The organism is Hymenobacter elongatus (assembly GCF_004745955.1).
GTDB classification, from domain to species: domain Bacteria; phylum Bacteroidota; class Bacteroidia; order Cytophagales; family Hymenobacteraceae; genus Hymenobacter; species Hymenobacter elongatus.
In genome coordinates, this window is the sequence record NZ_SRLD01000002.1 from 145,939 (window position 1) to 156,552 (window position 10,614).

Consider the following 10,614-nt stretch of genomic DNA (forward strand, 5'->3'; position numbering starts at 1 on the left):
TTACTTGTTCTCTTCGTAGTCGCGACGAACAACAAACTTAGTTTTCACTGGCAGTTTCTGCGCAGCTAAACGCAGGGATTCCTGGGCCACTTCCAGCGGCACGCCGTCCGATTCGAACATGATAGTTCCGGGCTTCACGCAGGCTACCCAATATTCTGGGGAACCCTTACCCTTACCCATACGAACTTCAGCGGGCTTTTTGGTGATAGGCTTGTCAGGGAAAATACGGATCCATACTTGACCTTCCCGTTTCATGGCGCGGGTCATGGCGATACGAGCAGCCTCAATTTGGCGAGCCGTAATCCAAGCCACTTCCAACGATTTGATAGCGAAGGAACCGAAGTCTATGGAGCTGCCGCGGAAGGCCAAGCCTGTCACGCGACCCTTTTGCATCTTGCGATACTTGGTCCGTTTCGGTTGTAACATGAGATATTGAAAATTGAAATTTCAGAAAAAAGAAAAGGCTTAGCGACGTGGGCCGCCAGCTGCGCCACCTTGGCCACCACGGTTGGCACCACCTGGGGCACCACCGCTGCGGCGCGGTGCACCGCCAGCCTGGCCGCCTCCGCCCTGACCACCACGGTTGTCACCGCCACGGTCATTACGGTCACGACGTGGACCACGGTCACCACCCCGGTCACCACGGTCACCGCGTGGGCCACGATCATTACCACCACCTCGTGTATCGTTGCCTTGGTTAGCAGGCTGCTGGTTTGGCGACAAGTCCGGCTTGCCGAACACCTCCCCACGCATGATCCACACTTTGATGCCAATCTTACCATAAACTGTCTGAGCTTCCGACAAAGCGTAGTCGATATCAGCACGCAACGTGTGCAGCGGAGTACGACCTTCTTTGTACTGCTCGGAACGGGCAATTTCAGCGCCACCTAAACGGCCACCACACTGGATCTTGATGCCTTCGGCACCAACACGCATAGCAGCCTGAATAGACATCTTCATGGCGCGACGGAAGGAGATACGAGCCTGGAGCTGCTGAGCAATGCTCTCGCCTACCAGTTTCGCGTCGAGTTCCGGACGCTTGATCTCAAAGATATTGATTTGCACATCCTTGTTAGTGATTTGCTTCAATTCGTCTTTGATCTTATCAACCTCTGCACCGCCTTTGCCGATTACTACACCAGGGCGAGCCGTGTTGATAGTAATGGTGATACGCTTCAGAGTACGCTCAATCACGATGCGGCTAATGCCACCTTTCGGGATACGAGCCATGATATATTTGCGGATCTTTTCGTCCTCAACCAGCTTGTCGGCAAAGTCCTTGCCGCCGTACCAGTTCGAGTCCCACCCTTTGATGACGCCCAAACGGAAGCCAACCGGATTTACTTTCTGTCCCATAGTACTTATGCGGTGGCTTCAGCCTGAGTTGAGGTTTTCTTCGAAGAGCTACGACGCGTGGTTTTCACCGTAGCATCAGCGTTGGCTTCAGCAGGCTTGGTTTCAGCGGCTTGCTGTACAGCAGCTTTGCTACCCAATGGCTCTACTTTCGTGTCGATCGTAAGAGTGACGTGGTTGCTGCGCTTGCGGATGCGGTGACCACGACCCTGAGGGGCGGGACGCAGACGCTTTAACTGACGGCCTTCATCAACGAAAATCTCTTTGATGTAAAGGTTAGCGTCTTCGATGCGCTCGTCCTCGTTCTTCTGCTGCCAGTTGGCCAAAGCCGACAGGAGCAGTTTCTCGACACGCTCAGCGCCGGAGTTAGCTTCGAATTTCAGCAAGCCCAAGGCCCGAGTCACTTTCTGACCACGAACCAGATTGGCTACCAAACGCATCTTGCGAGGCGAGGTAGGCACATTACGGAGTTTAGCAGTAGCTTCCATTCTTAGCGCTTACCTTTATCTTTCTTGGCAATATGACCACGGAAGTTACGGGTTGGGGCAAACTCACCGAGCTTGTGACCTACCATGTTTTCTGTGACAAAAACCGGGATGAACTTATTACCGTTGTGAACCGCGAAAGTGTGCGTCACGAAATCCGGAGATATCATGGAGCGGCGCGACCAGGTTTTGATAACCGACTTTTTGCCGGAACCTTCCATCGCCACTACTTTCTTCTCGAGCCGAAAGTCAATGTACGGCCCTTTTTTTAGTGAACGTGCCATTGATTATTTCTTGCCTTTACGGTTGACGATGAGCTGTTCGGAGTACTTATTCTTGTTCCGGGTCTTCTGACCTTTAGCGAAGATACCGTTACGGCTGCGTGGGTGACCACCCGACGACTTGCCTTCGCCACCACCCATTGGGTGATCGACTGGGTTCATAGCAACACCACGCACCCGTGGGCGACGGCCTAACCAACGATTACGACCGGCTTTGCCAAGACGCACGTTCATGTGGTCGCCATTCGAAACAGTACCTACCGTAGCCATGCAGGTCACGAGTACCATGCGCATTTCGCCGGAAGGCAGTTTCAGAGTTGCGTATTTCTCTTCACGAGCTACCAGCTGGGCATAAGTGCCAGCCGAGCGAGCGATAGAAGCACCTCCACCGGGCATGAGCTCGATGTTGTGCACGATGGTACCAAGCGGGATTTCACGCAGAACCAATGCATTGCCTACTTCAGGAGCAATGCCCGGGCCCGATACGATTACTGTACCTACTTCCAGACCAGCGGGCGCAATGATATATCGCTTTTCGCCGTCGGCGTAGTTCAGCAAGGCAATACGAGCCGTGCGGTTTGGATCGTACTCAATCGTCTTCACCGTGGCTGGAACACCAGCTTTATCACGCTTGAAGTCGATGATGCGATACTTCTGCTTGTGACCACCGCCTACGTAGCGGTTAGTCATTTTACCCGCGTTGTTGCGGCCACCGGATTTTTCCATGGGTGCCAACAGCGACTTCTCCGGCGTCGACGTCGTAATCTCGTCGAAGGCCGGGGCGATGCGGAAGCGCTGACCCGGTGATGTTGGTCTTAGTTTTTTGAGTGCCATTTTACTTTAAAATGCGCGTTGCGTAGGTTACCCTACTTAGATACCGTTATAGAAGTCGATTACGTCGCCTTCCTTTACGGTTACAATAGCCTTCTTCCCGTGAGGACGACGGCCGCTAACGGATCCGCCCTTGGTGAATTTCGACTTCAGCTTGCCGTTGGTGCGGATCGTGCTAATGCCCGTTACCGTAACACCATACAGCTGCTCGATTTCCTTCTTGATCTGAACCTTGTTAGCCGTACGCTCTACTTGGAAAGAGTACTGGCCTTTTTCGGTCAGGGCCGTGGCCTTCTCGGTCACGATGGGTTTCTTCAGCGTGCTCATTACTCAGCGGTAGTATAGAGTTGTTCCAGAGATTTCAACCCGTCTTCCGACAGCAGCAAGGTATCCGTGTTCAGCAGATCGTGGGTGTTCAGCGCCACAGGCGTCGATACTTTCACTTTCTGAATATTACGGGCCGATAGTACCACGTTCTTGTCAACGTCGCCGGTCACGAGCAAGGTTTTCTTGCCGTTATTCAGCTTCAGACCCGACAAAATCGAGAGGAAATCTTTCGTTTTGGGAGCGCTCAAGGTGATATTCTCCACCAGAGCAATTTTGCCATCCTGAGCCAGGACCGACAGAGCGGACAAACGAGCTAGGCGCTTGGTCTTTTTGTTCAGCTTGAAGCCGTAGTCACGTGGCTCGGGGCCGAATACACGGCCACCACCAATGAATACCGGCGACTTCATGCTGCCGGCGCGGGCACCGCCCGTACCTTTTTGCTTCTTGAGCTTCTTCGTGGTGCCATGCACCTCGTTGCGCTGCTTCGACTTGTGCGTACCCTGGCGCTGATTGGCCAGGTACTGCTTCACGTCGAGGTACATCACGTGCTCGTTCGGCTCGAGGCCGAAGATGGTGTCAGACAGCGTGACCTTGCGGCCGGTGTCTTCACCCTTGATGTTATATACTGACAGTTCCATCTTGCGTTATTTTTCCAGGACCACGTAAGAGTTCTTGGCACCGGGAATAGAGCCGCTCACCAGAATCAGATTCTTGTCAGCTACTACGCGCATCACCTTCAGGTTCTGCACTTTTACCCGGTCGTTGCCCATGCGACCACCCATGCGCATTCCTTTGAATACGCGCGAAGGCCAGGAGCAAGCACCGATAGAACCAGGGTGACGCAGACGATTGTGCTGACCGTGGGTCTGCCCGCCTACACCGGCAAAGTTGTAGCGTTTTACTACGCCCTGGAAACCTTTACCTTTTGAGGTGCCTACTACGTCCACGAACTCACCTTCCTCGAAGAGAGTAGCGTCGATGGTAGAACCTGCTGCATATGTTGACTCCTCCGTGAGGCGGAACTCAACCAGCTTTTTCTTGGGGGTGGTACCGGCTTTAGCGAAGTGACCAGCAAGTGCTTTGGTCGTGTTCTTCGCTTTTTTCTCGCCGTAGCCGATTTGAATGGCGGTGTAACCGTCATTCGCGACTGTTTTAACCTGCGTCACTATGCACGGACCCGCCTCGATGAGCGTGCAGGGAATGTTTTTCCCGTCCGGAGTGAAGAGGCTTGTCATACCGATTTTTTTACCGATGATGCCAGGCATTCTGTTAGATTTTATGAAAAGACGCAATGAGAAAACGCCCAAATAGCGTTTTCGTAATGGGAGTGCAAAGCTAGGAAATAGTTACGTCATATTGCAACCCCGTTCCGAAATATTTTCAGAATCACGTAGTTGGCTCTGTGAAAGACATATTATCAAGGTCTGATCAGCCTCGTTTACACTTGCTAACACTAACTGGCACTTTTGAAGAGCGCAGACTACGTGCCCATCTAGTGAAAGGAGCTTGACAGAGCGAATAAACAATAAGGCGGTTACTGTTCAGGCAGGTCGCCACCCCTTCCCTACTTGTTGCTGCCCTGACGTAATCCCGTTCAGGGCTAATAGAATAAAGAATAGAGAGTATGTTAGACCCACCTGAGTTTCTAAAGTATATTCAACTAAAAACGAGAGAGAGACAATGGTATACTGGACTATGAGTAATGGCGCAAAGCGGGGCCAAGCCCACAACAGGGGATAATAGAAGCTCAACGTAAATAACAAAACTCCCACTAGCCCGAAGGCGACTGCCAGATAGATAAATTGATTGTGAGGCATGATGTAGGACTCCTCGCGGATACTGGGGTAATCGGTACGATAGTGCACGGCCAACTCCTGTGTCATATCAGCCTTGCTTACGCCAACCAGTGGATTGGCTTTAATAACCTTTGCTGCGACCTTATAGGAATAGACCCTAGCAACTAAGGAGTAATTGTTGGCAGCATCGACATTTTTTACTTCACCCAAGTCGGCTTGGGTGTTGACAAACTTGTTCCGGAACGTAGGAAAGCTCATATAGCTTACTACTAGCAGTAGCACAAGCGTGGCACCTACTATAGCCGCACGCTGGTACTGACGGGCACGGACAACCAACCAACCAATTATTAATATACCTACCGCATAGAATGTAACCAGCCCACTTCTGACAGCAAGCAAGTGCTGAAACAGGGCCAGTAGTACTACGGCTACCAGCAATAACGACCGAATCTGCTTGTCGAGGTTGTCGAAGGCCAATAGAGCCAAAGCGGCTGCCGTAGCCAGCGTTACCATCAGGCTGAACCGGATGTGGTCAGGCTCCGTCGGCATAATCTTGGACCGCAGATACATGTCATTGATTTCTGTTGCATGCAGCAAGTAGTTACTAGTACTCAGTAGAGCCGATACTACAACGCAGCTGATAAAGAGTATCCAGAGCAATTTCAGATACCGCGAGGGTAGTGCTGGCAGCAGCCAAAAAGCCAACGGTAACAGTAGGAAAGGAGATTGTAGAACCACGTCACGGATATATTCCTTCATGTTGGACTGCTCCGTTATGAAGCCCCCAGCCGCATGAAGGACAAAGACGCCCACCAACGCCGCATACATACGCCAATCATTACGCATGGGCTGCTCGGACCTATGCAACGTCGCGTAACAGAAGGCAGTTAGGGTCACTCCAATGATACCAATGCTGGGCAGAATTCGAAAAAAATTGGCAACGAACAAACCGATGATGATGAATGAGCAGAAAATGGCGGCGGCACCGGTGAGCCGAGGAACTGTGAGCAGTGACTTCATTATAAATACATCAGAAAGTAAGCTTGTCCATTAGCGCACCTAATAGTGCGGAATTGGTGTTGCAAGTTGAGTAGTATATATAAGAAAACACCCCACCGGCTCTGAAACCGATGGGGTGTTTATTCTAATTATTTAATGAAACCGGTCCTCAGACTTTGATTTCAACGTCAACGCCGCTAGGCAGCTCAAGCTTCATCAGGGCGTCTACCGTCTTCGACGAAGTCGAGTAGATATCCACGAGGCGCTTGTAGGTGCAGAGCTGGAACTGCTCACGCGACTTCTTGTTCACGTGGGGCGAACGAAGAACGGTGAATTTTTCTTTGTCGGTCGGCAAGGGAATCGGCCCGCTTACGATAGCGCCCGTAGCCTTCACCGCCTTCACAATCTTCTCCGACGATTTGTCCACTAGGTTGTGGTCGTAGGATTTGAGTTTAATGCGAATTTTCTGGTTCATGTGATGTTGAGTGAAAGCGGATTAGCGAATGGAGTTACCCTTCTGCTTGGCAATGATGCCTTCGGCAAGGTTTTGTGGTACCTGGTCGTAGTGCGAGAACGTGAGCGAAGCCGAAGCCCGACCTGACGAAATCGTACGCAGCGTCGTTACATAGCCGAACAACTCCGACAGCGGAACGTCAGCCTTGATAACGTTCAGACCACCTTTGGTATCCAAACCTTTCATGATACCGCGACGACGGTTAAGGTCACCGGTTACGGAACCCGTGTACTCGTCGGGCGAAACTACTTCTACGCCCATGATAGGCTCGAGCAGTTTCGGACCAGCCAAGCGACCAGCTTCGCGGAAACCACCACGGGCGGCAAGTTCGAACGACAGGGCGTCCGAGTCAACGTCGTGGTACGAACCGTAAAACAGGCGCACGCGCATGCCTTCGATTGGGAAGCCAGCCAGTGGACCGTTCTTCATCGCCTCTTCGAAGCCTTTCTGAACCGGGGCAATGAATTCGCGCGGGATAACACCACCGGTGATACCATTTACGAACTCCAGACCTGGCTTTTCCGGATCGGTTTCTTTCGGGCCCAGTTCGAACTGGATATCACCGAATTTACCACGACCACCGGTCTGCTTCTTATAGGTTTCGCGGTGCTCCACCTTCTTGGTCAGAATCTCCTTGTAGGCTACCATCGGGGCACCCTGGTTGATTTCAACCTTGAACTCCCGACGCATACGGTCGATGATAATTTCAAGGTGAAGCTCACCCATGCCTTTCAGTACTGTCTGGCCCGTCTCAGGGTCCGTCTGTACTACCAGGGTAGGATCTTCTTCCACGAGTTTGGCAATGGCCATACCCATCTTATCCATGTCCGCCTGAGTTTTAGGCTCGATGGCGTAACCGATAACGGGCTCCGGGAAGCTCATCGACTCCAGTACCACGCGCGACTTCTCGTCGGTCAGCGTGTCACCGGTTTTGATGTCCTTGAAGCCTACACCCGCCGCAATATCACCCGCCTGGATCTTGTCAATCGGGTTCTGCTTGTTGGAGTGCATCTGCATCAGGCGCGAAATACGCTCCTTCTTGTTCGTGCGGTTGTTGTGCACGTACGAGCCGGCATCGAGCACGCCGCTGTAGCAGCGGAAGAAGCACAGACGACCAACGAAGGGGTCGGTAGCAATCTTGAACGCCAGGGCGGTGAACGGCTCGCTGTTGTCGGGGTGACGAATCACTTCAGCACCCGTGTCCGGGTCGGTACCAACGATGGCCGGCATGTCGAGCGGCGACGGCAGGTAAGCCATTACGCCATCCAGCATAGACTGCACACCTTTGTTTTTGAAGGCCGAGCCGCACATTACGGGCGAGAACTTCATGTCGATAACCGCTTGGCGGATAACAACCATCATTTCTTCGCGGGTAATGCTGTCCGGATCGTCAAAAAATTTCTCCAGCAGACGGTCGTCGTATTCGGCAACGCTTTCTACCAGTTTCTGACGCCACTCGGCTACGGTTTCCACCAGATCCTCGGGAACCGGGATTTCGTGGTAGGCCTTGCCCTGGGTAGCATCATCCCATACGATAGCCTTACCAGTCAGCAAGTCGACAACACCCTTAAAGGTATCTTCGGCACCGATTGGAATTTGCAGCGGCACGGGATTAGCGCCTAGCTTGTCTTTGATTTCGCTAACCGCCTTGAAGAAGTCAGCACCGGCACGGTCCATCTTGTTGACGAAGCAGATGCGGGGCACCTTGTACTTGTCAGCCTGACGCCATACGGTTTCCGACTGCGGCTCAACGCCCGAAACGGCGCAGAACAGGGCAACGGCACCATCGAGTACACGCAGCGAGCGTTCAACTTCTACCGTGAAGTCAACGTGGCCGGGGGTATCAATCAGGTTGATTTTATACTGCTTGGTCTCCGGGGTAGGCTCGCCGTTGGCGTCCGTCGGGTAGTTCCAGAACGTGGTGGTAGCAGCCGAAGTGATGGTGATACCACGCTCCTGCTCCTGCTCCATCCAGTCCATCGTGGCGGCACCTTCGTGCACTTCCCCGATTTTGTGGGTCTTACCGGTGTAGTAGAGAATGCGCTCCGACGTCGTGGTCTTACCGGCGTCGATGTGCGCCATAATCCCGATGTTCCGGAGGTATTGCAGGTCTTTATTAACAGCCATTGCTTTTATTGATGTCTTAGATAGGTAAGGCCTTAAGGTCTCGGGTTCGTCAACAGAATAATCCGCCAAAAAAATCCAAGTCCTTAAGACCTCAAATACCTAATAACGATTGTTAGAAGCGGAAGTGCGAGAAGGCCTTGTTGGCTTCAGCCATGCGGTGGGTGTCGTCCTTCTTTTTCACGGAAGCACCTTCCCCTTTCGCAGCAGCAATGATTTCGCCAGCCAGCTTGTCCTTCATGGTTTTTTCACCACGACGACGAGCATACTGAATCATCCACTTAGCACCTACCGAGATACGACGGTCGGGGCGAACTTCGATTGGCACCTGGAAAGTAGCACCACCTACGCGGCGGCTCTTTACTTCGACAGTTGGCATTACGTTGTTCAGCGCCTTGCGCCACATTTCCAGGCCGTTTTCCTTGGTGCGCTGCTCAACAAGCTCGCAGGCATCGTAGAAAATGGTGTAGGCCAGGTTTTTCTTTCCATCATACATCATGTAGTTGACGAAACGAGTTACCAGCGTTTCCTTGTACTTCGGATCGGGAAGCAGGATGCGCTTCTTTGGTTTTGACTTTCTCATGAATTTAGAAATGAGTGTAAAGCAGCGGGAAGTGGGATAAGAACCATGTGCTATCCGGCACTACGCGCTACCTCACTCGTATTCAATTACTTTTTCTTGCCGGGAGCTGGTTTGCCGCCTTTGCCCGTTGCAACAGGCTGACCTGGCTTCGGACGCTTGGCGCCATACTTCGAACGACGCTGGGTACGGCCACCCACACCAGCGGTGTCGAGGGCACCACGGATGATGTGGTAACGCACGCCGGGAAGGTCTTTCACACGCCCACCACGGATCAGCACGATGCTGTGCTCCTGCAGGTTGTGGCCTTCACCTGGGATGTAGGCGTTAACTTCCTTACCGTTGGTGAGGCGCACACGGGCCACTTTACGCATAGCCGAGTTCGGCTTTTTGGGCGTGGTGGTGTACACACGGGTGCAAACGCCACGGCGCTGCGGGCACGAGTCAAGAGCCGGCGACTTCGACTTCGTCGTCAGCTTCTCGCGGCCTTTTCGTACTAATTGGTTAATGGTAGGCATCTACGGAATGGTTTGTCAAGGAGGGTTCTCTCCCAAAAAATTAGGCTTGCAAAGGTATAGAAGTCAGGCTAGAATAGCAAACAGGTTGAAGTAGTTTGTTTTAGATAAGAAGGAAAGCGGTGAGTAGTGTCTGCTGGCCGCCTTGTCCAATCAGACAGCAGCCCTGCCAACTTGGCCGCAGGGCTGCTGTCTGAGATAACGCCGGGGTTACCTGGAGCTGAGATTAGGCCTCTCCCATCGTTCCACCAAACCCCATTGGATAACTGGGCATATCAGGCTGTTGCTTGATGGCTCCGAAGGTTTGTTCGAACCGCTCGATATTGTCTGCCAGAGCTGACAACAGGCGCTTAGCATGTTCAGGAGTAACTATGATGCGGGCTTTCACTTTGGCTTTGGGCAAGCCGGGCATCAGGCGAATGAAGTCGATGACAAACTCGCTGCTGCTGTGCGCTATCATGGCCAGGTTGGCATATTCGCCCTCAGCAATTGCTTCCGACAGTTCGATGTTGATGGCGTTCGGGTCTTGAGGTGCGTTGTGGTCGGGTTGGGTTGATTGATCCATTTTGAATTGATTCGGTTGTTTCCAGCGATTAAGTATTTATTCTACCCGTGCAAGGAATTGGGCCCATACGAGTTGTGAGGATAATACCCCAGCCGTTCTGCTACGCCCCTTCTACACACGTTGAGGCTTACAACGAAAGTAGTAACAATAAAGCCGTACCTCAGAAAGCTTAGGGTGCTGGCTGGTGCAAGGAAAAAACAGTTTTTACTATCCGCTTCATATGGGCAAAGAAAAAGCCGACCGG

At 52.4% G+C, this 10,614-nt stretch carries 14 protein-coding genes; all 14 read right to left on the minus strand.

Annotated features, from left to right (window positions below; genetic code table 11):
- On the minus strand, positions 1-426 hold the full coding sequence (gene rplP, locus E5J99_RS02035) for a 50S ribosomal protein L16 (protein ID WP_135496044.1): 426 nt from the start codon (positions 424-426) through the stop codon (positions 1-3).
- A gap of 39 nt (positions 427-465) precedes the next feature.
- Entirely contained in the window at positions 466-1,356 is an 891-nt protein-coding gene (gene rpsC / locus E5J99_RS02040) for a 30S ribosomal protein S3 (protein ID WP_135496045.1), read from the minus strand.
- 5 nt (positions 1,357-1,361) lie between these two features.
- The gene (gene rplV, locus E5J99_RS02045; protein WP_135496046.1) at positions 1,362-1,841 is read right to left on the minus strand and encodes a 50S ribosomal protein L22; all 480 of its coding nucleotides are present in this window, start codon (positions 1,839-1,841) and stop codon (positions 1,362-1,364) included.
- 2 nt (positions 1,842-1,843) lie between these two features.
- A complete protein-coding gene (gene rpsS / locus E5J99_RS02050) occupies positions 1,844-2,122 on the minus strand; it encodes a 30S ribosomal protein S19 (RefSeq protein WP_135496047.1) in 279 nt (92 codons plus the stop codon).
- A gap of 3 nt (positions 2,123-2,125) precedes the next feature.
- On the minus strand, positions 2,126-2,953 hold the full coding sequence (gene rplB, locus E5J99_RS02055) for a 50S ribosomal protein L2 (RefSeq protein ID WP_135496048.1): 828 nt from the start codon (positions 2,951-2,953) through the stop codon (positions 2,126-2,128).
- A gap of 36 nt (positions 2,954-2,989) precedes the next feature.
- The gene (gene rplW / locus E5J99_RS02060) at positions 2,990-3,277 is read right to left on the minus strand and encodes a 50S ribosomal protein L23 (RefSeq protein ID WP_135496049.1); all 288 of its coding nucleotides are present in this window, start codon (positions 3,275-3,277) and stop codon (positions 2,990-2,992) included.
- Positions 3,277-3,915, minus strand: coding sequence for a 50S ribosomal protein L4 (rplD, locus tag E5J99_RS02065; protein WP_135496050.1), 639 nt, complete (start codon positions 3,913-3,915; stop codon positions 3,277-3,279). The genes rplW and rplD overlap by 1 nt, the downstream gene beginning before the upstream one ends.
- 6 nt (positions 3,916-3,921) lie before the next feature.
- Positions 3,922-4,542, minus strand: a complete 621-nt coding sequence (rplC, locus tag E5J99_RS02070) for a 50S ribosomal protein L3 (protein ID WP_135496051.1) — start codon at positions 4,540-4,542, stop codon at positions 3,922-3,924.
- A 276-nt stretch (positions 4,543-4,818) separates the two neighbouring features.
- Positions 4,819-6,093, minus strand: coding sequence for an O-antigen ligase family protein (locus E5J99_RS02075; protein ID WP_135496052.1), 1,275 nt, complete (start codon positions 6,091-6,093; stop codon positions 4,819-4,821).
- Between the two features lie 148 nt (positions 6,094-6,241).
- The gene (gene rpsJ, locus E5J99_RS02080) at positions 6,242-6,547 is read right to left on the minus strand and encodes a 30S ribosomal protein S10 (RefSeq protein ID WP_022822123.1); all 306 of its coding nucleotides are present in this window, start codon (positions 6,545-6,547) and stop codon (positions 6,242-6,244) included.
- A 21-nt stretch (positions 6,548-6,568) separates the two neighbouring features.
- The gene (gene fusA / locus E5J99_RS02085; protein ID WP_135496053.1) at positions 6,569-8,713 is read right to left on the minus strand and encodes an elongation factor G; all 2,145 of its coding nucleotides are present in this window, start codon (positions 8,711-8,713) and stop codon (positions 6,569-6,571) included.
- 112 nt (positions 8,714-8,825) lie between these two features.
- Entirely contained in the window at positions 8,826-9,293 is a 468-nt protein-coding gene (rpsG, locus tag E5J99_RS02090; protein ID WP_100337277.1) for a 30S ribosomal protein S7, read from the minus strand.
- Positions 9,294-9,379: 86 nt separating this feature from the next.
- A complete protein-coding gene (gene rpsL, locus E5J99_RS02095) occupies positions 9,380-9,808 on the minus strand; it encodes a 30S ribosomal protein S12 (protein ID WP_135496054.1) in 429 nt (142 codons plus the stop codon).
- Positions 9,809-10,031: 223 nt separating this feature from the next.
- A complete protein-coding gene (locus E5J99_RS02100; RefSeq protein WP_135496055.1) occupies positions 10,032-10,370 on the minus strand; it encodes a DUF3467 domain-containing protein in 339 nt (112 codons plus the stop codon).
- Positions 10,371-10,614: the final 244 nt, after the last annotated feature.

What these genes read in the sequence shown, in the direction of transcription:
- rpsJ (WP_022822123.1), bottom strand. Translation starts at nt 6,547, where the DNA reads ATGAACCAGAAAATTCGCATTAAACTCAAATCCTACGACCACAACCTA.
- rplW (WP_135496049.1), bottom strand. Translation starts at nt 3,277, where the DNA reads ATGAGCACGCTGAAGAAACCCATCGTGACCGAGAAGGCCACGGCCCTG.
- rpsC (WP_135496045.1), bottom strand. Translation starts at nt 1,356, where the DNA reads ATGGGACAGAAAGTAAATCCGGTTGGCTTCCGTTTGGGCGTCATCAAA.
- fusA (WP_135496053.1), bottom strand. Translation starts at nt 8,713, where the DNA reads ATGGCTGTTAATAAAGACCTGCAATACCTCCGGAACATCGGGATTATG.
- E5J99_RS02075 (WP_135496052.1), bottom strand. Translation starts at nt 6,093, where the DNA reads ATGAAGTCACTGCTCACAGTTCCTCGGCTCACCGGTGCCGCCGCCATT.
- rpsS (WP_135496047.1), bottom strand. Translation starts at nt 2,122, where the DNA reads ATGGCACGTTCACTAAAAAAAGGGCCGTACATTGACTTTCGGCTCGAG.
- rpsG (WP_100337277.1), bottom strand. Translation starts at nt 9,293, where the DNA reads ATGAGAAAGTCAAAACCAAAGAAGCGCATCCTGCTTCCCGATCCGAAG.
- rpsL (WP_135496054.1), bottom strand. Translation starts at nt 9,808, where the DNA reads ATGCCTACCATTAACCAATTAGTACGAAAAGGCCGCGAGAAGCTGACG.
- rplC (WP_135496051.1), bottom strand. Translation starts at nt 4,542, where the DNA reads ATGCCTGGCATCATCGGTAAAAAAATCGGTATGACAAGCCTCTTCACT.
- rplB (WP_135496048.1), bottom strand. Translation starts at nt 2,953, where the DNA reads ATGGCACTCAAAAAACTAAGACCAACATCACCGGGTCAGCGCTTCCGC.
- rplP (WP_135496044.1), bottom strand. Translation starts at nt 426, where the DNA reads ATGTTACAACCGAAACGGACCAAGTATCGCAAGATGCAAAAGGGTCGC.
- E5J99_RS02100 (WP_135496055.1), bottom strand. Translation starts at nt 10,370, where the DNA reads ATGGATCAATCAACCCAACCCGACCACAACGCACCTCAAGACCCGAAC.
- rplV (WP_135496046.1), bottom strand. Translation starts at nt 1,841, where the DNA reads ATGGAAGCTACTGCTAAACTCCGTAATGTGCCTACCTCGCCTCGCAAG.
- rplD (WP_135496050.1), bottom strand. Translation starts at nt 3,915, where the DNA reads ATGGAACTGTCAGTATATAACATCAAGGGTGAAGACACCGGCCGCAAG.